This is a genomic window from Polaribacter sp. (assembly GCF_039939415.1).
In the GTDB taxonomy this organism is placed as follows: Bacteria; Bacteroidota; Bacteroidia; order Flavobacteriales; family Flavobacteriaceae; genus Polaribacter.
Genome location: NZ_JBDVJE010000072.1, coordinates 63433 through 83748, shown reverse-complemented (window position 1 = coordinate 83748; position 20316 = coordinate 63433). Strand labels below are relative to the sequence as shown.

At 27.8% G+C, this 20316-nt stretch carries 21 protein-coding genes; 7 read left to right on the top strand and 14 right to left on the bottom strand.

Annotated elements, in window-relative coordinates; translation table 11 throughout:
* Positions 1-214 precede the first annotated feature (214 nt).
* The 3 genes from ABJG40_RS12130 to ABJG40_RS12120 are packed head-to-tail and all read right to left on the bottom strand — an operon-like array spanning position 215 to position 1971.
* On the bottom strand, positions 215-817 hold the full coding sequence (locus tag ABJG40_RS12130) for a class I SAM-dependent methyltransferase (protein WP_348024848.1): 603 nt from the start codon (positions 815-817) through the stop codon (positions 215-217).
* Between the two features lies 1 nt (position 818).
* On the bottom strand, positions 819-1091 hold the full coding sequence (locus tag ABJG40_RS12125) for a hypothetical protein (RefSeq protein ID WP_348024847.1): 273 nt from the start codon (positions 1089-1091) through the stop codon (positions 819-821).
* Positions 1066-1971 (bottom strand): NAD(P)/FAD-dependent oxidoreductase, encoded by a 906-nt coding sequence (locus ABJG40_RS12120; protein ID WP_348024869.1) that lies wholly within the window; start codon positions 1969-1971, stop codon positions 1066-1068. Before ABJG40_RS12120 ends, ABJG40_RS12125 begins: the two co-directional genes overlap by 26 nt.
* Before the next feature lie 187 nt (positions 1972-2158).
* Between ABJG40_RS12120 and ABJG40_RS12115 the strand changes: the two genes are divergently transcribed.
* Positions 2159-2536 (top strand): transcriptional repressor, encoded by a 378-nt coding sequence (locus tag ABJG40_RS12115; RefSeq protein WP_348024846.1) that lies wholly within the window; start codon positions 2159-2161, stop codon positions 2534-2536.
* A gap of 156 nt (positions 2537-2692) precedes the next feature.
* Here the strand turns inward: ABJG40_RS12115 and ABJG40_RS12110 are convergent, their stop codons facing one another.
* Both ABJG40_RS12110 and ABJG40_RS12105 read right to left on the bottom strand, forming a co-directional pair.
* On the bottom strand, positions 2693-3943 hold the full coding sequence (locus ABJG40_RS12110; protein WP_348024845.1) for a GNAT family N-acetyltransferase: 1251 nt from the start codon (positions 3941-3943) through the stop codon (positions 2693-2695).
* Positions 3944-4080: 137 nt separating this feature from the next.
* Positions 4081-5439: a hypothetical protein gene (locus ABJG40_RS12105; protein ID WP_348024844.1), complete on the bottom strand. Its 1359-nt coding sequence runs from the start codon at positions 5437-5439 to the stop codon at positions 4081-4083.
* A 162-nt stretch (positions 5440-5601) separates the two neighbouring features.
* Here ABJG40_RS12105 and ABJG40_RS12100 point away from each other — a divergent pair, with 162 nt between their 5' ends.
* Complete coding sequence (locus ABJG40_RS12100) at positions 5602-6711, top strand: NAD(P)/FAD-dependent oxidoreductase (protein WP_348024843.1); 1110 nt, start codon at positions 5602-5604, stop codon at positions 6709-6711.
* A gap of 29 nt (positions 6712-6740) precedes the next feature.
* Here ABJG40_RS12100 and ABJG40_RS12095 read toward each other — a convergent pair whose 3' ends face one another.
* Positions 6741-7040, bottom strand: coding sequence for a hypothetical protein (locus ABJG40_RS12095; RefSeq protein ID WP_348024842.1), 300 nt, complete (start codon positions 7038-7040; stop codon positions 6741-6743).
* A gap of 175 nt (positions 7041-7215) precedes the next feature.
* On the opposite strand from ABJG40_RS12095, the gene priA reads away from it, so the two are divergent.
* Entirely contained in the window at positions 7216-9657 is a 2442-nt protein-coding gene (priA, locus tag ABJG40_RS12090) for a primosomal protein N' (RefSeq protein ID WP_348024841.1), read from the top strand.
* Here the strand turns inward: priA and ABJG40_RS12085 are convergent.
* A complete protein-coding gene (locus ABJG40_RS12085) occupies positions 9654-10829 on the bottom strand; it encodes a GlmU family protein (RefSeq protein ID WP_348024840.1) in 1176 nt (391 codons plus the stop codon). The genes priA and ABJG40_RS12085 overlap by 4 nt on opposite strands.
* Positions 10830-11250: 421 nt before the next feature.
* Here ABJG40_RS12085 and ABJG40_RS12080 point away from each other — a divergent pair, with 421 nt between their 5' ends.
* Entirely contained in the window at positions 11251-11814 is a 564-nt protein-coding gene (locus ABJG40_RS12080; RefSeq protein ID WP_348024839.1) for an acyl-CoA thioesterase, read from the top strand.
* Positions 11815-12215: 401 nt separating this feature from the next.
* Here the strand turns inward: ABJG40_RS12080 and ABJG40_RS12075 are convergent, their stop codons facing one another.
* Positions 12216-12443, bottom strand: coding sequence for a hypothetical protein (locus tag ABJG40_RS12075; protein ID WP_348024838.1), 228 nt, complete (start codon positions 12441-12443; stop codon positions 12216-12218).
* A gap of 195 nt (positions 12444-12638) precedes the next feature.
* On the opposite strand from ABJG40_RS12075, the gene ABJG40_RS12070 reads away from it, so the two are divergent.
* From ABJG40_RS12070 to ABJG40_RS12060, 3 genes are read left to right on the top strand one after another with little or no spacing between them, the layout of a single operon-like run.
* On the top strand, positions 12639-13217 hold the full coding sequence (locus ABJG40_RS12070; RefSeq protein ID WP_348024837.1) for a TetR/AcrR family transcriptional regulator: 579 nt from the start codon (positions 12639-12641) through the stop codon (positions 13215-13217).
* 3 nt (positions 13218-13220) lie between these two features.
* Entirely contained in the window at positions 13221-13880 is a 660-nt protein-coding gene (locus tag ABJG40_RS12065; RefSeq protein WP_348024836.1) for an NAD(P)H-binding protein, read from the top strand.
* An 11-nt stretch (positions 13881-13891) separates the two neighbouring features.
* A complete protein-coding gene (locus ABJG40_RS12060; protein WP_348024835.1) occupies positions 13892-14524 on the top strand; it encodes a nitroreductase family protein in 633 nt (210 codons plus the stop codon).
* Between the two features lie 378 nt (positions 14525-14902).
* Here the strand turns inward: ABJG40_RS12060 and ABJG40_RS12055 are convergent, their stop codons facing one another.
* The 6 genes from ABJG40_RS12055 to ABJG40_RS12030 form a co-directional block, all read right to left on the bottom strand.
* Positions 14903-15382: a DUF4625 domain-containing protein gene (locus ABJG40_RS12055; protein ID WP_348024834.1), complete on the bottom strand. Its 480-nt coding sequence runs from the start codon at positions 15380-15382 to the stop codon at positions 14903-14905.
* 55 nt (positions 15383-15437) lie between these two features.
* Positions 15438-16250, bottom strand: a complete 813-nt coding sequence (locus ABJG40_RS12050; RefSeq protein WP_348024833.1) for a DUF4625 domain-containing protein — start codon at positions 16248-16250, stop codon at positions 15438-15440.
* A gap of 17 nt (positions 16251-16267) precedes the next feature.
* The gene (locus tag ABJG40_RS12045; protein ID WP_348024832.1) at positions 16268-18637 is read right to left on the bottom strand and encodes a TonB-dependent receptor; all 2370 of its coding nucleotides are present in this window, start codon (positions 18635-18637) and stop codon (positions 16268-16270) included.
* Between the two features lie 190 nt (positions 18638-18827).
* Positions 18828-19085: a hypothetical protein gene (locus ABJG40_RS12040; protein WP_348024831.1), complete on the bottom strand. Its 258-nt coding sequence runs from the start codon at positions 19083-19085 to the stop codon at positions 18828-18830.
* 126 nt (positions 19086-19211) lie between these two features.
* Entirely contained in the window at positions 19212-19871 is a 660-nt protein-coding gene (gene folE, locus ABJG40_RS12035) for a GTP cyclohydrolase I FolE (protein WP_348024830.1), read from the bottom strand.
* Complete coding sequence (locus tag ABJG40_RS12030) at positions 19864-20271, bottom strand: MerC domain-containing protein (RefSeq protein WP_348024829.1); 408 nt, start codon at positions 20269-20271, stop codon at positions 19864-19866. Before ABJG40_RS12030 ends, folE begins: the two co-directional genes overlap by 8 nt.
* Positions 20272-20316: the final 45 nt, after the last annotated feature.

Genomic DNA, 20316 nt, shown 5'->3' with positions numbered 1-20316 from the left:
GCTATTTCCTGCTTTCCGCACTCGCTTTTTTTCATTCTTCAAAAAGAGCTCAAACAAACGCTTCAATCAGGGCTAAACTTGTTTGTAGACTTTATTCAATGTAATTAATAATTCATATTTTTGGCTAACGATATGATTAGCTTTGGAATAAATATACGGTAATTTTCGATTTAAAATTTAGCCCTATTACTTAAACACATCTTAAGTTTGTTTTTTATTTTTTCTTACACTTAATCAAATACATTGGTTGATTTTCTTCTACTTCCAAAATTTCAAGAAGCCCGTATTTTTCAAATTCTGTTTTAACTGATTCTTTGTCGTAGTAAAATATTTTTGCCCCTTTATGAATTTCGTAACGGTTTTTACTAATTAATTCACCTTGTCCATATTGAGGTGCACTTTTGGTTATAGCAGTAAAAACCATACATCCTTTTTCTGTTAATTGACTGTAACAATCTTGTAATATTTTTTTTCTTTCATTGCTATCTAATAAATGGATAAGTCCATGGCAAAAGATTCCATCATATTTTTCTTGGTTAAAAGGCATCTCTGTAACAGAACCATGAAAAATTTTCAAATCACTTCCGTAATTTTTTTTAGCAAGTTCAATGGCTGTTTTTGAAATTTCAATTCCTGTAACTACAATTCCATGATCCACAAATGGTTTGGCATTTCGTCCATATCCAATTCCTGGAATTAGAAGTTTATTTATAGCGTTTTCTAAAAAGAAATTCGTTGCCAGTTCCGCAGATTTTGCAGGTTGCATTCCCCACATTTCTTGCTTATTATTAAAAGCTGTTTCCCAAAATTCTGTCATATTACCCACAAATTTTATCTATTAATAACTCACATGCTACTCCTTTACTTTTAAGATGTTGGGTTATTGACGCTACGTCAATAACTTTTCCTTCAATTCTTAAAATGGAATGACCACAAGGATATGGTTTGTTAAAATCTTCCAAGTCGAAATTGATTTTTAGAGTTGGAAAGTTTTTCTCTAAGAGCTGTAGAACTTCTTGTGAGAGACATGCTGATTTTACGTTTGTTATAAATACTTCAACCATATTAAAAGCTTTCTTGTGTAAGTTCATTATTAACAACTGCACCTGAAATGTTACCACTGGAAACTGCTAGTGCAACAGAACGCATCATTGTACTGTTGTCTCCACAAGCAAAAATGTTTTCTTCTGTAGTTTTTTGCATAAAATTCACTTTAATATGTCCGTTTTCTGTAAGTTCACAACCTAACTCTTTGGGAATGTTTGAGTTTTGTTCAAAAGGAATAGAAGCGTAGGCACATTCAAAATTCTCTGTACTTCCATCTTTAAATACTATTGTTTCCAATTGTCCATTTTGATGTTCTATCGCAGTAATTTCTTTTTCCACAATTTTTATATTGTACCGTTTTAATTTTTCGAGTTGAATTTCTTCAAAGTTATTTGTTCCGGAAGTGATGATGGTTATTTCTTTTGTTAAATTATTTACTAAAGAAGCAAGATGAAAAGCGCGCTCTCCATTCGCAATGATAGCGGTTTTTTTGTTTCGTATTTCGTAACCGTGACAATATGGGCAATGCACGACAGATATTCCCCAACATTCAGCAAAACCTTTTACATTGGGCATTAGATCTTTTATTCCTGTGGCAAAAACTAGTTTTTTTGCTGCAAAAACATCACCTTTTGAAGTCGTGATTTCAAATCCGCTTTTACCTCTTTTTCCACTAACTGCAAGTCCATTATAAAACTTGACACTGTTGTATTTTGTTACTTGATTTTTGGCAATTTCAGAAATTTCTTTTGGTGTACTTCCATCTTGAGTTAGAAAATTATGAGAATGCGGTGTTTGCCTATTACAAGGTTTACCTGCATCTATTATTAATGTATTTCTCAATGAACGTCCTAATGCCATTGCTGATGAAAGTCCTGCATAACTTCCACCTATTATGATTACTTCAAATTTTTTTTTCTCCATTTTGTTATTGTATTGAGCAAAGAGAGTCAACGGTTGTGGTATTGTAAGTACCAAACCAGATACTCCTATTAGTTTTATGATTTCTCTTCTATTCATTATAAAAACAATTTAACGCGAAATTGTCGCAATAGTATTTTTGGCAAATATACAATCTTTTTGTATTATTGCAATATATTCGCGTTAACAAATGAATAGAAGAAATACACCAACAAAAGAAGCTGTTTTAAATTTACTATCAAATTCAAAAAAAGCATTGAGTCAAGATGCTATTGAAAAACAATTGGATATTAAAATAAACAGGGCTACTATATACAGAGTATTGAATAGGTTTTGTGAGGATGATTTAGTGCATAAAATAGTTGCAGAAGATGGGAAACAGTATTTTGCCATTTGTAAAAAATGTGAGAATCAACCAGAAATTATTCAGCATCATTTTCATTTTCGTTGTTTGACGTGTGACTCAATAGAGTGTCTACAAGTACCTGTTGAGTATAACATTCCTAATGGATATATAGTCCAAAACGCGAATTGTGTTCTAACTGGGGTTTGTAATGAATGTTCCTAGTTTTACATTAGACACAACTTAAGACAATTATATAACCTGTTTAATTCTATATTTCTTGTAAATTGTATGTTACATACATTTTATTTATGTTTTTATTATTCAATAAAAGATAAGGAGTTAATAAAGTTAAACTTGTTTATTTGTTTTTTTATAATATTAACAATACAAGTTGTTGTTAGTAATTATTATTTCCTTTTCCATACAATGAAATTCATATTTTCTTTCCGGAAAATTCACATTTCCGCGAATAAAATAGTTTCGTTTCATATAAAATTCAATTACTCTCTCATTTTGGCTATATGCATCTAATCTTATTGAAGAGTAATCATTATTTTTTGCAAAACTTTCTGCAAAGTCCATCAATTTTTGTGCGTATCCTTTTTTCTGATATTTTGGGTCGATTACAAGTCTGTGAATTACTAATACTTTTGAATTTTTAAATTTCCATTTAACCAATTCATATTCTTTCTCTTGTTCTTCACTTATATTTATTGCTCCAATAATTTTTTCGTTGCTTTTTAGTATGTAGAGAACACCTTTTCTTAAATCATTTTCTATAATTGAAATTGTTGGGTAATTATCTGTCCATTGATAAATTCCTTTATTTTCTAAATCATTTTTACCATCTAGATAAACTTGAAATAACTTTTTTAAATCAAAAAGTTGTCCTTTTTCTATTTTAGTTTGGTTAATTTTTACCAATTCAGTTTCTGTGTCATAAATTAGAATTCCTTGGTTTTCGCTGTCAAGTAGTTTAATTAACTCTCCATTTTTATTCCACACTGCACTTTTACCAACACTCATAAAGTTGTCGCAATAACCAACACAATTAGACATTAAAATTGGTGTTCGAAATTCTCTGGAAATTTTTGGAAAGTGTTTATAGGCTTTTTCAATTCCGCCTTTTGGTTTTGCAACACTTGCAATGTAAATGTCAGCACCTTTTTTATTGGCATTCAGAAAATGTTCACGTTGTAGCGTTTCATAACAAATACCAATTGCAATATTCTTTCCTTTAATGTTTAGAACTATTGGGTCTTTACCACAAACAAAATATGGTAATTCGTCTGAATGTAACTTTTGTTTAGAATAAACAACTCTCTTTTTATTCGGTTGAAAAATCAACATACTAATATTTATACCATCACTTGCTTTTGTAGGCACTCCTATTCCAATGGTTACTTCATTGTTATTAGATAGTTCTTGAAATGGATTAAAAATACTGCTTTCTATTTCTGTTGCAAATTCTTTAGCAAAATTAGGTTCGTAATTTGTAATAGATAATTCTGGAAAGATAACTAAGTCTGCATTTGATTTGATACCAAGTTCAATTATTTGCAAGTGATTCTGAATGTTCTTTTGAACTTTTCTTTTTTCAGATTTTGTTTGTGCAATACAAATTTTCATTTCTTGGAGGCAGTTTATTTTAAATACCTAAAACTAAATACAATTATAACATTCTTTAATAACTAATAATTAAATAAAATAAGCATGTTAAACAAAACAAGATAGTAATATATAAACAAGTTTATTAAAAATGCTTTTTAAAAATCGATACTAACGCCAACATAAGGTCTTACTTGGTTAATTGCTTTAAAAACTCCGTTTTCATTTTCTGCAAATGTCCATTGATAATCTACACCAGCTTCCATAAACTTATTTACTTTATAAGTTACAATTAAGTTTGCTAAAGATCTTTCATCTAAAGAAAAAGCATCTCCTAAATCATTTAATCCTGCTTTTACATAAGTTCCCTTTGCTTTAAATTTGCCTATTTGTTTGGTTTCTAAATCTATACCTACAATAGCTTTTCTACTACTTGGATCATTTCCATCTAAATCATCTGGTATTAATAAAGAACCACCAATTTTAATTGTTTTTAAAATTTCTGCAGTTAACGTACCAAAAATACCTTGAGATTTTGTTGCCGTTAATAATTCTTTTAACCTAGCGTCTTTATTTATTTCATAAGCAAAATTAAAAAACTGAGGAATGTAATTGTCTCCATACCATTGTCTTTCTATTCTTGCATTCATATAAACAGAGTTTGCAATAAATTTAAAATCGGCTTCAACACCAACAGCAAAACCAGTTCCTGCTCCGTAATTTGCAGTAGGGGTATCTAAAGCTAATAAATCATTTTTAGATAATTTGCTAAATTGTGCATCTAAACCTAATTGAAGTATTTGGGTTTTAATCAGACTTACCCCTATATCATAACCATTAGCTCTTACTCCATTACTACTATACTTGGTTGTTATTTCTGTTGCTCCTTCTTCTTGGTAATCATCATAATCAGAAACAGAACTTGCACCAATTTCCATTGTTTTTATAATAGGAATTTCAGTTTGTCCAAAAGGTTTTACAAAGGGTCTTAAACCAAATAACTTTGTAGACCCATTAAAATTTAAATCGCTATAAATAACTTCTACACCAAACATTTTTTTTACTAAAATAGAAGCACTCACTCCTATTTTTCTTCTTTCAAAAGAAGTTGCATTGGTGTAATTACCTATTAAAGATCCATAACCTAATTTTTCTCCTGTTAAATCTCCTAATTTTATAAATACAGGATCTGTTTTTTTATTTCCATATCTTAAAAAACGTATCATTCTTAAAATACCAGCACCATGCTTAAATTCTTCTGTTCTAATTTGTCCACTTTCCATATCAAAAAGTAGTGGCACATCTAATCCAACTCCTAATTTACCAATGGTAAATTCTGGTTGAATTCTCATTCCAAAGTAATTTTGACCATCAATATTAGTCAAACCTAAATTTGCATTAAAAATATTAGTATCTCCAAAAGCACTTTCAAAAGCACTATTTAACAAATCATCTTGAGCTTTCGAAAATTGAATAGCAGAAATGGTAATAATAAAAATTAGTATAATCTTTTTCATAAGTTATCAATTATTTTTAGCAAAATTAAGTGAATAATATTAGCAAACAGCTATGTTACAAATTTTTATTGAAAAAACATTCGCATAAAATTAAATATAATAAAACCTAATTAATTGTTTTCTATTTAGATTATATTTAATTTCACTCAATATTTATAATCTATGAATAATTTTGATGTAGTAATTATTGGAGGAGGAACTTCTGGTTTAATATTGGCTAGAGAATTGGCTATTCTTAAAAGAAAAACTCTTGTTTTAGATAGAAAAAATAATCTCGTAGAATTCTCTTTTAATACTCTTGGAAGTTTTATGAATGTGGAGGATTTTAATCTTTCTAAAAACGTAATTGCTCAAAAAATAAATAGTTTAGTTTTTCAATCTAAAAGAGTTAAAAGAGAAATTGAAACTGATAATCTATTTGTATTAGATAAGAAAAAAGTACACGAAGAACTTATTGATGCTATAGATACAGATTATGTTACTTTAAAAACGAATGTGCATATTAAAAATATTGTAAAAGAGGCGTCTGGAAATTTTTCATCAATTAAAGACAAAAATAATATTGAATATTTTGGAAAAATTATAGTTGATGCTTCTGGTACAAATGGAGTTATTAGTAAAAAAGTTGGTTTAAGAGAAACCAAAAGTATACTTGCAACTGGGGTTGAATACAATGTAGAGTATTTAGGAGACCCTTCTAAAATGTACCTTTTAAGCGGTAAAGATTATCAAGGTGGCTATGGTTGGATTTTTCCTCTAAAGAATAAAAGAGCAATTATTGGTTTTGGAACTTTTAACGATGAAGTAGTTAAACACTTAAAACCTCAATTAAGTAAAATATTAGAATTACCTTTAATAAAAAAATTGGTTAGAAAAGATAATGAACTTGTAGAAGGTGGTAGTTTACCAATAACACCAGTTTTAGAAAAATTTGTTATTAATAATTTAGTTTGTGTTGGAGATAGTGTTTCTCAAGTAAACCCAATTGTTGGTGAGGGTTATAAATTTATTTTTGAAGCTGCAATTATGGCGAGCAAAGCTATTCATAAAGCTTTAGAAAAAGATAATATTGAGCTATTAAAAACATACGAAACTGTATGGAAAAAAAGATTTTCTGCTAATTATAAACGTTCTAAAAACGCTCAAGAAAAAATATTTAAATACACCAATAATGATTTGGTAATGGATTTTGCTTTATTAGCCATGAGAATGCGATCTAATGATAGAATTATAAGATCTGTTTCTGGAGAATATGGGCTTGAAACTAAATAAGACACTAATTTGTCTAGAAATAATTTTGATTAATTCTTAATTTTATCTAAAGCTTCTTTTAAATCTTCAATAGCACTTTTACTAGAATATAAACTTAATTTCTCTAAAATAATAGTCTCTAAATCTGGTAATTGTTTAGCAGCAATTTCTGCTAAATACATTGTTAAATCAGACTCTACCTTTCTTTCTAAATGATTGTCTATACATTTTATAATATCTTTATAATTAACTTTTGTGGTTTTAGCTACAAGTATATCTAAAACTTCTTCAATACCATAAACATTTCTTGTTGTTAAATAATAGGCAACAAGTTTTTCTATTTCTTCCATTTATATTTAATTATCAGAGAACAATATACTGTTTTTTTGTAGTTTTGATTTTTTAGTAATTAGCAAGAATGTTAGTTCTAATCATTTCTTTTAGATCGAAATTATTTAAAACTTGTAAAAATAACTTTTAAGTATATTTTTACTTTTTTAAAACATAAAAGTACTTAAAGTTAAAATGCATTTTATAGACGTTATATTACCTATTCCTATTCAAAAAACCTTTACGTATTCTGTAACTGAAGACGAAGCAAATTTCTTGCAAAAAGGTATGCGTGTTGCTGTTTCTTTTGGAAAATCTAAAATGTATTCTGCTTTGGTTTTTAACATTCATCAAACAAAACCTGTGTTGTATGAAGCTAAAGAAATACATCAAATTTTAGATGATACACCTTTGGTAAATGAGAAGCAATTAAAACATTGGCAATGGATTGCTAGTTATTATATGTGTTCTTTGGGTGATGTTTATAGAGCTTCTTTACCTTCTGCTTTTTTATTAGAAAGTGAAACTATTATCAATAAAAATGAAACTTTTACAGATGAAGACATACTTACTAATGATGAGTTTTTAATTTTTGAAGCATTACAACATCAATCTCAATTAACAATACACCAGGTTGTAGCCATTTTAGGCAAGAAAAAAGTAATGCCTATTGTAAATTCTTTGATAAAAAAAACGGCAATTACAATTAAAGAAGAAATTTACGAACAATACAAACCAAAATTGGTAAAATATATTCGTTTAAATGCTACATATTCTTCTGATGATTCTTTAGAGAATTTATTAACAGAATTATCGAGAGCAAAAAAACAACGAGATGCAGTTTTAACTTTTTTTCAGTTATCTGCATCAAAAAAACCAATTAAAGCAAAAGATTTAGAAACAAAAGCAAAGGTTTCTTTATCTATCATAAAATCCTTAGTAGAAAAAAATATCTTTGAATTTTATCATATTCAAACTGATAGAATTCAGTTTAAAGGTGATACAAATTCGTTAAAAAAATTGAATGAATTTCAAGAAAAAGCCCTTTCTGAAATTAAAGAATCATTCAAAGAAAAAGACGTTACACTTTTACACGGAATTACAAGTTCTGGTAAAACAGAAGTTTATACCAAGTTAATTCAAGAAGTATTAAACCAAGGTAAACAAGTGTTATTCTTATTACCAGAAATTGCTTTAACTACACAAATAATAACACGTTTACAATTTTATTTTGGAGATCAGATTTCTGTTTTTCACTCTAAGTATTCTATGAATGAGCGTGTAGAAGTTTGGAATAATGTGTTAGAAAATAAAACCAAAGCACAAATTATTTTAGGTGCTCGTTCTTCTATTTTCTTACCTTTTTCTAACTTAGGATTGATTGTGGTTGATGAAGAACATGAAACTTCTTATAAGCAATTTGAACCTTCTCCAAGATACAATGCTAGAGATGCAGCTATTGTTTTGGCTAAAATTCATAATGCAAAAATTTTATTAGGATCTGCTACTCCATCCTTAGAAAGTTATTTTAATGCCCAACAAAACAAATATGGTTTTGTAGCATTAAACAGACGTCATGGAAATGTACAGTTACCTAAAATTGAATTGATCGACGTTAAAGAAAAGCAGCGTAAAAAAGAAATGACAGGTCATTTTTCTGATAGAATGATAAAGTTAATTACAGCTGCTCTAGAAGAAAAAGAACAAGTTATTTTGTTTCAAAACAGACGTGGATATTCCCCAGTTGTAGAATGCAAAACGTGTGGAGTTTCTCCTGAATGTCCTAATTGCGATATTACTTTAACCTATCATAAATTTAGAAACGAATTGCGTTGTCATTATTGCAATTACCAACGTGCTATGCCTAATAGTTGTGGTGCTTGTGGAAGCAATACTTTAGATACAAAAGGCTTTGGAACTGAACAGATTGAGTTAGAATTAAAAGAATTATTTCTCGATTATAAAATCGGAAGGATGGATTTAGATACTACTCGTGGCAAACATGGTTATCAAAAAATAATAGGGGCTTTTGAAGCTAAAGAAATAGATATTTTAGTGGGTACACAAATGTTATCTAAAGGTTTAGATTTTGCCAATGTTTCTTTAGTTGGAATTTTAAATGCTGATACCATGTTAAACTTTCCTGATTTTAGAGCACATGAACGTGCTTATGATATGATGGTACAAGTTTCTGGTAGAGCTGGTAGAAGTAAAAAACAAGGAAATGTTGCCATACAAACATTTAATCCTTATCATCAAATATTACAACAAGTTTCTACTACAAATTATACAGAAATGTATAAAGAACAATTGCAAGAACGTTGGCAATATAAATATCCTCCTTATTACAGGTTGATTAAAATTACACTAAAACACAGAGATTATAATAAGGTTGAAAATGGAGTAAATTGGTTGGCAAAAGCATTACAAAACTCTTTTGGAGAGCATGTTTTAGGTCCTACTGCGCCATCAGTTTCTAGAATTAGAAATCAATATATAAAAAATATTGTTATTAAAATTCCTCCAAAACAAAGTTTAATAAATACAAAAAAACAACTTCAAAAAATTAAAAATACTTTTGAAGCTGTTAAAGATTTTAGACCTATCCGTTTTATAATAGATGTAGATGCTTATTAGTAATTTCTATACTTTTTAGTTTCTTCAAAAACATTTTCTAGTATATTCTTTTCTTTATCATCAAAAATAATATCTCTACGTTTCATAACCACTTCTGCTACCTCAAAAACTTTATTTGTTTTATATTCTGTAAAACCAGATGCTCCTCCCCAACTAAAAGAAGGTACAAAATTTCTTGTAAATCCGCTTCCAAAAATATTAGCGCTAACACCTACTACTGTTCCTGTATTAAACATCGTGTTAATTCCGCTTTTAGAATGATCTCCCATCATTAAACCACAAAATTGTAAACCAGTTTTTGCAAACCTACCTATTTCGTAATTCCATAATTTAACTTCAGCATAATTATTTTTAAGGTTTGAATTATTGGTGTCTGCACCTAAATTACACCATTCTCCTAAAACAGAATTTCCTAAATAACCATCATGTCCTTTACTTGAATATCCAAATAAAACAGAATTACTCACCTCACCTCCTACTTTACAATAAGGGCCTAGTGTTGTTCCTCCATAAATTTTAGCTCCCATTTTAAGTACTGCATGTTCACACATTGCAAATGGACCTTTAACAGCAGAATTTTCTAAAATTACAGCATCTTTACCAATATATATTGGTCCTGATGAAGCATTTAAAGTAGCAAAAGTAATTTCGACACCTTCTTCTATAAAAATATTTTCTTTATTGATATATCTTGTTCCTTCAGGAATTGGTTGCGATTTTCGTCCTTCTGTTAAAAAATCGAAATCTTGTTTGATAGCTTCAAAATTTAATGAAAAAATATCCCACGTATTTTTTACTTGAATTACTTCTTCATCAAACTCAATCTGTTTATAATCATCAAAATTTACTTCTTCTTGAGATTCTGAAGTATAAAAAGCAATAACATCATCACCTTTAAAAATGGCCTCATTTTTTGATAAACTTTTTACTTTGTCAACCAAACTATTTGTAGGACAAAAAGAAGCATTGATTAGAATATTTTCTTTCATTTCTACCATCGGATATTTTTCTTCTAAATATTCTTCAGTAATTGTTGTAGTTGTTAAACCAAGGTGTTTTTCCCATTTTTCCCTAATTGTTAAAATTCCGATTCTAATATCTGCAACAGGTCTTGTATATGTAAAAGGTAATAGAGCATTTCTAACATCACCATCAAATAAAATATAATTCATTTTTTCTTTTTTTGAAGTCTTACAAATTTACTTTAAAATGCGCATAAAAAAACCACATTCACTTGATAAATTTTTGAGTTCTTATTTTACATTAGATAAAACTTTTATTGTTGTATTTTTTTTATATACTCAACTTCGAATTACTTCTATATATTCTTTAACTTTAATAAATTTATAAAAACTTAAAATTAAATGAAATCATAAATTAATCACTTAAATAAAATTAATTACACAACAATGAAGCACTTATATTGTTAAATCATTAATAAATTATAAAAAATAATGTTTTTTACCTAACCTAAGTAAATAAAACTATAATTTTGTGTTTTAGAAGTAAAATAAGGTTTGAGAAGAAATTAAGTTTAAAAGAAAATTTAAAATTCATAAAACCATATAAGAATAAATAGTGAAAAGTTAATTTATGTCAAAAAAATTTAAACATATAGAAGAATCTCAAATAACAATTACAGAATTAATGAAACCTGTTAATTCTAACTTTAGTGGTAAAATTCATGGAGGTTATATTTTAAATTTAATGGATCAAATTGCTTTTGCTTGTGCTTCTAAACATTCTGGTCATTATTGTGTAACAGCCTCTGTTAATAAAGTAAATTTTTTAAATCCGATTGAAGTTGGTGAATTAGTAACTATGAAAGCATCTATTAATTTTACAGGTAGAACGTCTATGGTTGTAGGTTTAAGAGTAACTTCTGAAAACATAAGATCTGGTGAAATTAAACATTGTAACTCTTCGTATTTTACTATGGTTGCTAAAGATGAAAATGGTGTTGGTGCTCCTGTACCAGGTATTATTTTAACTTGTAAAGATCAAGTAAGACGTTTTGCAAGAAGTATAACAAGACAAAATGAAGGAAGAAATAGAGTTTCTCGTTTTAGTAGTAAAATTTTTAAAACAGAAGAGTATTTAGATTTACTTAAAAATAGTAATTCAAAAATTGAATTATTGTATATTCCTAAAGGTTAAAAATCATAAAATTATGCTTATCTTTAAGTAAATTTAAGGCATGAATATTTTTGGTTATTACAGCCGAATTGGATAATGAATAATCTTGTCGAAGCTATTTTAAAGAAGAGCATAATGCTAATACAACAGATCAAGTTTTTGATCAAGTTATAGACAAACAATGAGAGAACCTCTCCATTGAGAACTGAATATCTATATTTTGTACTCCAAACTAGATATACTTACAATTTACTTACACTAAGACTATTTGACCTTTGTATCTACATAAAAATAAAGATTTTAGAAGCTAAAGTGAGATGCACTAAAGTGCAAAATTTTAACTTTTTTTGAGGACAATAAATATTGTTTCATAATTCTACATCGTATATTTATATTGTTAAATGTTTTTAAGTTTATCATTTTTAAAAAGATGGATCTGGTCTTCCTTTTAAACGTTTTTCAATTTTTCTTTTTTTAGCTGTTAGACGTTTCATAATATCCATTAAGCTATTGTCTTTAGATTTTTTATAAATCTCGTTTAATGCAAGTATAAGACGCTTTGCTTCTCTAGATGCTACTACTCTATCACTTGTAGACATATTTCTCATTTTTGCATTCTCAAACTCCAATGCTTCTTTTATTAATTCCATATTTTTTTATTGTGTTTATATTACTGTTAAAATAACTAAACAAAATGTAGTTTTATAAAGTTTGCAATTGATTCTAATTATTTTAAGATTGATTTGGCTTATTTTAACATTTTTAAAGACTTAAATATTAAAATCTTCACAAAAATGAATGAACATTCATTTTTATTATATCTTTGTATTTTAATAAAAAATTGTATGGTTAAACTTCAAAAAAGCATAGATAAACGTAATGCCCTAATAAAAGCAACAATAGACTTAGTAAATAATAATGGTTTTCATGCCACAGCCATGAGTAAAATTGCAAAAATGGCAAATGTATCTCCTGCAACTATTTATTTGTATTTTGAAAATAAACAAGATTTAATAAACCAAACTTATTTAGAAGTAAAATCTAAATACACAAATTTTGTTTTTGAAACATATCAAGAAAATTCATCTATTAAAAGAGGTTTTGAAATCATTTGGAGACGAATTGCTACTTTTAATCGCAATGAGTGTGAATATTCTTTTTTTTTAAACCAATGCAACAATACGCCCATGATTGATGAACCAAGTAGAAAAGAAGGTATTAAACATCTACAACCTCTACTCGATCTTTGGACTAGAGGTAAAAATGAAGGTGTTATAAAACCATATACAGATTATTTGTTGTATGCCTTTTCTATTAATCCTATATCATTTTTAATGATGGCTCAAAAACAAGATGAATTTAATCTAACTCAAGAACATATTGATGCAGCTTTTCTTGCAGCTTGGGATAGTATTAAACTATAAATTATGAAAAAAACAGCTATTATTTTAGGAGCAACTGGTTTAACAGGTTCTATTATATTAGAAAAACTATTAAGTGATAGTAGGTATAAAACCATAAAACTGTTTTCTAGAAAAAGAATTAAAGGTTTACCAGGTAAAGTTGTTCAGTTTACTGGAAACCTACTTGAATTAGAAAAATTTAAAAGCGATTTTAAAGCAGATGAAATATTCTGTTGTATAGGAACTACAACAAAGAAAACCCCAGACAAAACACTTTATAAAAAAATAGATTTAGGAATTCCGGTTGCAGCTGCTAAACTTGCAAAAGAAAATGGTATTACTACATTTTTAGTGGTTTCTACTTTGGGAGCAAACGCCAATAGTCGTATTTTTTACAATAAAATTAAAGGTGAAATGGAAAAAAATGTACTTACAACAAAAATTGAAAAAACGCACATTATACAGCCTTCATTAATTGGAGGTAATAGAAAAGAACAAAGAATTTTAGAAAAAATAGGATTGTTCGTATTTAAATTACTTCAACCTTTATTCTTTGGGAAATTAAAAAAATATAAAATTACAGAAGCTAAAGATATTGCACAGGCTATGCTAAATTTGGCAAATTCAACTACAACAGAACAAATTATAAAATCAGAAAAAATTAAAGAATTAACACTAAATTAAAACATAATAAAATGGAATTATTAGATAAATTAAATTGGAGATATGCTGCAAAAGCAATGAATAAAGAAAAAGTATCTCAAGACAAAATAGACAATATTATTGAAGCTGCACGTTTATCTCCTACCTCAAGTGGTTTACAACCTTTTGAAATTATAGTTGTAACAAATCAAAAAATTAAAGAACAGATTAGACCTGTTGCTTGGAATCAATCTATGATTACAGATTGTTCTCATTTATTGGTTTTTGCTGCTTGGGATACATATACAGAAGATAGAATTAATACTGCTTTTGATTTGGTAAACGAAGTTCGTGGATTTAAAAATGAAGGTTGGGAAGCCTATCGCCAACAATTATTAAACATTTACCCAAAACAAGCTGCAGAAGTAAACTTTAATCATGCTGCAAAACAAGCTTACATTGCTTTTTCAGCATCAATTATTGCAGCTGCTTACGAAAGCGTAGATACAACACCAATAGAAGGTTTTGAACCACAAGCTGTAGATAAAATTCTTGGTTTAGAAGAAAAAGGTTTGCGTAGTTGTGTATTATTACCTATTGGGTACAGAGATACTGAAAATGATTGGTTAGTGAACCTAAAAAAAGTTAGAAAATCTACTGAAGATTTAGTAACTGTAATAGCATAAAAAGACAAAGATTATGAATAATTTTGATTTTTAAAATCTGACTAAAATTATTTTTGGAAAAGGTGAAATAGAAAAAAACTCTAATGAAATTAATGAAGGAGAAAGAGTATAACTCCCAAGAAATTTCAAAACGTTTTACAGAAAGAGGATGGTTAGGTATAGGAAAAAAAAGGTAAAACAACTTAAAGAATTAGATTCTGACAATTTAATTCATCGCGAAGTTTTTCCTTAAGTTCCACCAAAAGTAATCTATTATTGTCTTACTGATTTAATAAGAGATATTCATCCGTATTTAAAAGGAAGGTTTAGAGGTGGAATTTTGTTTGAAAAAATGATTGACAGCCAAAAAAAACCTTAAAACATCTATCTTAGAAATTATTATTCTGCAATTTTAATATCTATAGAAGTTATACTTTGCCAACCTGTTATATCTGTTACAGAATAAGAACAATGGTAATCACCAGCATCAATCTCTTTTGGTATGGTTACACTTACATTAAATTCATAAGATTTTTTTCCTGCTTGTACAGTAAAATTTTCTATATATATTAACGGATTAGTAGGGTTTTTTATAGCAGCTAAATCACAGGTTGCTGCTTGGTCATCATGCGTATGATGATCAAAATTGTTATGTATATCTATACTATAAGAAGCAAGTTCTAGATTATCTGTTACTAATGCTTTAAAATTATAAGTTTCTCCTTTTGTAAGAACTTCACAAGCTTTGGGAAAACCACCATTATAATTTATTGAAATTGTTGGTTTTTCTAAATCTTTTTCTATACCTCTTTCATTAGAACAAGCTGATAAAAATAGTATAATTGATAATATGTAAATAAGTTTAATTTTTAAATTCATTTGAAAAAGTTTAAACCGCATAACATTTCTAAATATTATGCGGTATTATTTTTAATTAAGCAGTAATATCTATATGTGTTTCATACGCTTTGGTATTACCATCTTCATCTTCTACAGTAAAAATCATATGATATTCTCCTGTAGGTGCAGTGGCAGGTACATCTATATGTTCATGGAATTCTATAGATGTTTGTTCGTGATAATTTCCTAAAAATTCTTCTTCATAATCCCATTCCACTTCTCCAGTACCAACAGTTAAACCATGTGCATGAATATCTACAGTAATACTATGAATACCGTTAACAGCATCAATCATAAATTCTGTATGAAAATCTGATCCTCTAGCAACAGTAGTATCTATAGATATTTCACTTAATAAAATAGAGTCTAATATTTGAATATGACCTTCAATCTCTGTACTGTTACCTTCTTCATCAGTAACAACTAACTCAATATGATATTCTCCAGAAGGAATATTGGTAGGTACATCTATATGTTCATGAAATGTAGGGTTAATAACTAAATATTTTGCGTCTGTATATACTTGTTCAAAATTCCATTCTACTTCATCTTTATCTGGTGTTAAATCGTGAGAATGAATACTTAAAGTAATACTACTTACGGTAGCTTCTGCTGTAATAGATGCTTCTAAATGGATATCAGAACCTTTATAAGCTTCTTGTTCTGTTGAGTGTGTACTTCCTTCTCCGTATTCAAAATTAGTTATTTCTGGAGCATTAAAAGTAATTTCATTGTCATTACTACAAGAGCTAAAAAAGATTGTAGCAAGAGCTATAATTGCTAAGAATTTAAAATTTGATTTCATTTTAATAATGTTTAATTTAAAGTTTAATGTAATTGTTTTCATTTATTATTGTTTATAGATTAAAAGGTTTGAGTTAATGAAATTGATAGGTTTCTACCTGCTTCTGGTACATCTATTAGGCGATAAAAACTAGTATGATCGAAATATTTTGTATTGAATAGATTATTGAGTTTTAATTTTAACTGTAAGGGTTGGTTTTTGTTTATAACAGAAATTGTTGCTAAAAAAGACATGTTTAATACCTGATAACCTTTTGTAATTTCTTCTGGTGGTACAATTTCATTTTGGTTTGCAGTAATTCTAAAATCAGTATAAATTTGTGGTTTTTTTAAAAAACCAACATCTTTAAATTGATAATTTGCAGATAATAAAGTTGAAAAGGGAGGTGAAAAAGGTAATGTAAAATTTTTTTTAGGCCCACTTGTTTGTCTAGAATAAACATATTCTGTAGAGGCATTTAAGTGTAAGTTTTTTAAAATTTTTGCTGTAACTTTTAGTTCTCCACCATATCTTATTACTTTAGCTTGTGTATATTCATAAATTTGTTGGGTTTCGTAATAGTTAGATGTTGGATTTAAATAGATGTAGTTTTCAAAAAAATTAACAAAAGGACTCAATTCTATACTACTATTTTTAAACTTTTGATGAATATTGATATCTAATTGATATGATTGTTCTGGATCTAAATTAATATTCCCTTTTTCATAACGATACATATGATAATTAACTCCGTTTGAAGCTAATTCATTAGCTAAAGGCATTCTAAAACTTTTACCAATATTTGCTTTATAAGTTGTATTGTTGTGCAAATAACTTACTCCTAAAGATGCACTAAGGTTTCCAAAATTAAATGTCTTATTCTGAGCTCTTTGTAAATAAATTAACGAAGTTGAACCATTTACATTATCAACAGTAGATTGAAACCAATCATTGTAAGATTTATTTTGTAAACTTCCATAATCGTAGCGTAAACCTGCAAGCAGATGAAAATCTGTATTAATTTCGAATTTATCGAAAGCGAAAAAACCAATTGTAAAACGGTTGTATTCTGGAATTAAAAATCCCCATCCATCAATATCATTGTCTTGGTATTCAGTATTTATACCTGCAACAATATGATGTTTTTCATTAGGTTTAAAGGTATCTTTAATGTTTAATGAGAATGTTTTTTTATGAAAATCTCGTTCTTTGGTATTAGAAGGTTTTGGCATATAACCATGAGAGGTAGGTTCTGTATGTTCTTCTCTCTTATTATTTTGAAAACCAATATCGAAAAGTAATGTATGGTTTTCAAATTCTAAGGATGTATTATTTATGACTTTAAAATGATTTACTTTATGATATGGTAAATCAATATCTCTATTAGAGGCGTCATAATCTATAGAAGAAGTTCTTACTTCTAAACCATGTGCATTTGCAAAAAAACCATTTTTAGCATATACATTACTAATAAAAGTTTCTGATATAATTTTATTAGAAATATAACCAATACTAAAGTTTGCATTTGCCTCTCTACCAGCTGTATTTCTTAGATTATGATCTTCTAACGTAAAAATGTAGTTTTCGTAATTAATTTGTTCTGTAGGTACTTTATAATCTCCATAATCTCTTAATGTTAATCTCGAACGATAAAACCATTTTTCTTTTCGTTTTTGCAATCCAAAAGAAATACCTATCAAATCATTATTACTTTCTGCTAATAGATTTACTTCTCCATTAAAAGAGTTTTCTAACGGAACTTTATTAGGTTCTATATCTACCACACCAGCAATAGCATCTGAACCATAAACTAATGATGCAGCACCTTTTATTATATTTATATTTTCAATACCATATTGATCTATTTCTAAACCATGATCATTTCCCCATTGTTGTGCCTCATGCTTTACACCATTTTGTACAACAACAACCCTATTAAAACCTAAACCTCTAATTACTGGTTTAGATTGGCCAGAACCAATTTTAATTGTACTAACTCCTGGTATTTTACTTAAGGTCTGCATTAGACTATTTTCTCTATTTTTTAATAGAAAATCTTTAGAAACGAACTCAGTTACAGTAGGTGTTTCTTTAATGGTCCTTTTTTTTGTTTTTCCTATAACTTTTATTTCTTCTAGTGTTGTGTTAGATTCTTCTAAAAAAACTTTAATAAATTCTGTTTTTTTATTTACATCAATCGTAATTTCTTTAGAAGTAAAGCCTAAGTGAGAAACTTTAAAAATGTGTATTCCTTTAGTTGCTTTATGTATAGTAAACTCACCTGTTTTTAAGGTTATAGAAAATATTTTTTTACCAATAATGTTTACACCTTCTAAAGGTTGAAGGGATTTACTATTTAACACAACACCTTTAATTTTATAGGTTTTTTGTGCATAAATAATAGAGCTTAGACTAAAAAATAGCCATAAAATCAGTACTTTATGAAACATAATTATATTAAAAAAGATTTGAAAATTGTTCTTAATTAGAACGAAAAATCACTAGTAACTTAGAAGTATTTGTTAGATAAAAAGAGCTAATTATTTTAACAGAATGAAGCTTTTAATAATAAATATCTTATCTAATTATTCGATAAAGAACAACCTAAAAAAATATTCTATTAAAAAAAGAACTTTTTAATTACAAATTTTCACTAAAAAGAAATTTATTAACAGGAGGAGGTCTAGAAAATAATTGGTTAGAAGCAATGGAATTAAGTACTTTAAAATTGTAGTAATTAATAACAATATTGTTAATTAATAAGGTTGTATTTTCTATAGAAAAATCTTGTAATTCTGTAGTGATTTCTGGTGTAAAATTATGAGTAATAGCATAATTACATACCTCACATGGTGTTTTTTCATTACAATCATCATCTTCATGAGAAAATGAATGCAAACCTACTATTTTTGTGGAAAGAAATAGTATTAATAAAAAATAAGTGATACTATGTTTTATGATACCCAATTTCATGAAAAGGTTACTCTTTTATACTTGTTTTAGAACTAATTTTAAATATATAATTTATAATTTTTGTGTTGTAATTTTTAAAAACTCATTTCTATTTTCGGCTATAGAAAAACAACCACCATATTCTAAAGTGGTAGTATAACTACTTTGATCTTTTATGCCTCTAGAAGAAACACAAAGATGTTTTGCTGTTACAGAAACAATTACATCTTGTGTACCTAAAACCTCTTGTAAATCGTTTAAGATTTGTAGTACTAATCTTTCTTGTACTTGCGGACGACGTGCATAATAATCTACCAAACGATTAATTTTAGATAATCCAATTACTTTGTTTTTTGGTATATATGCCACATTTGCAAAACCAACTATTGGTAGAAAATGATGTTCACAAGCAGAATCTATGTTAATATGCTGTTCTATAAGCATTTTTTTATATCCGTACTTGTTCTCAAAAACCGAAAGTTTTGGTTTATTGTCTGGGTTTAGACCATAAAATAATTCTTTTACGTACATTTTTGCTACTCTGTAAGGAGTTCCAGACAAACTATCATCTGTTAAGTCTAGTCCCATTTCTTCCATAATTTTTTTAAAATGAAATGCAATGTTTTTTATTTTCTCTGCATCATTTTTTTCAAAAGCATCTGCCCTTAAAGGTGTTTTTATACTTGTAGAAAAATGATTATCACCTATAATTTGTATTTGTTTCTTATCCATTTGTAGTACAACATTTATTTGTATTACACTGGCAATATTTTTTATTATATAAGTGTAATATTATTAAAGATAATGCAGGAAAATATATGCTGCTTTCACTTAAAGAAAGCCATTGAAATTTTTCGTTTATAATTATAAAAAACAGTATACACCAGCTAATCCATAATGCTGGTTTTATCCATTTGCTAGATGTAGTTTGTGTAGAACGTTTAATTGCAAAAAAAGAAATTATTAAGAAAAAATAGTCTATAAATTTCCACCAAGTTGGTGTTTCTTCATGACAACAAGTTACAGTACAACTTTGTGCTATAAAAATAAAAGGTGTTGCTATGCAGTGTATAAGACAAATTGCGCTTGCTAATGCTCCTAAAGTGTCTGTTCTTTGTTTTACGAATATCATTTTTACATTATTACAACTGAGTTGCAAATATAATACATTACAAAA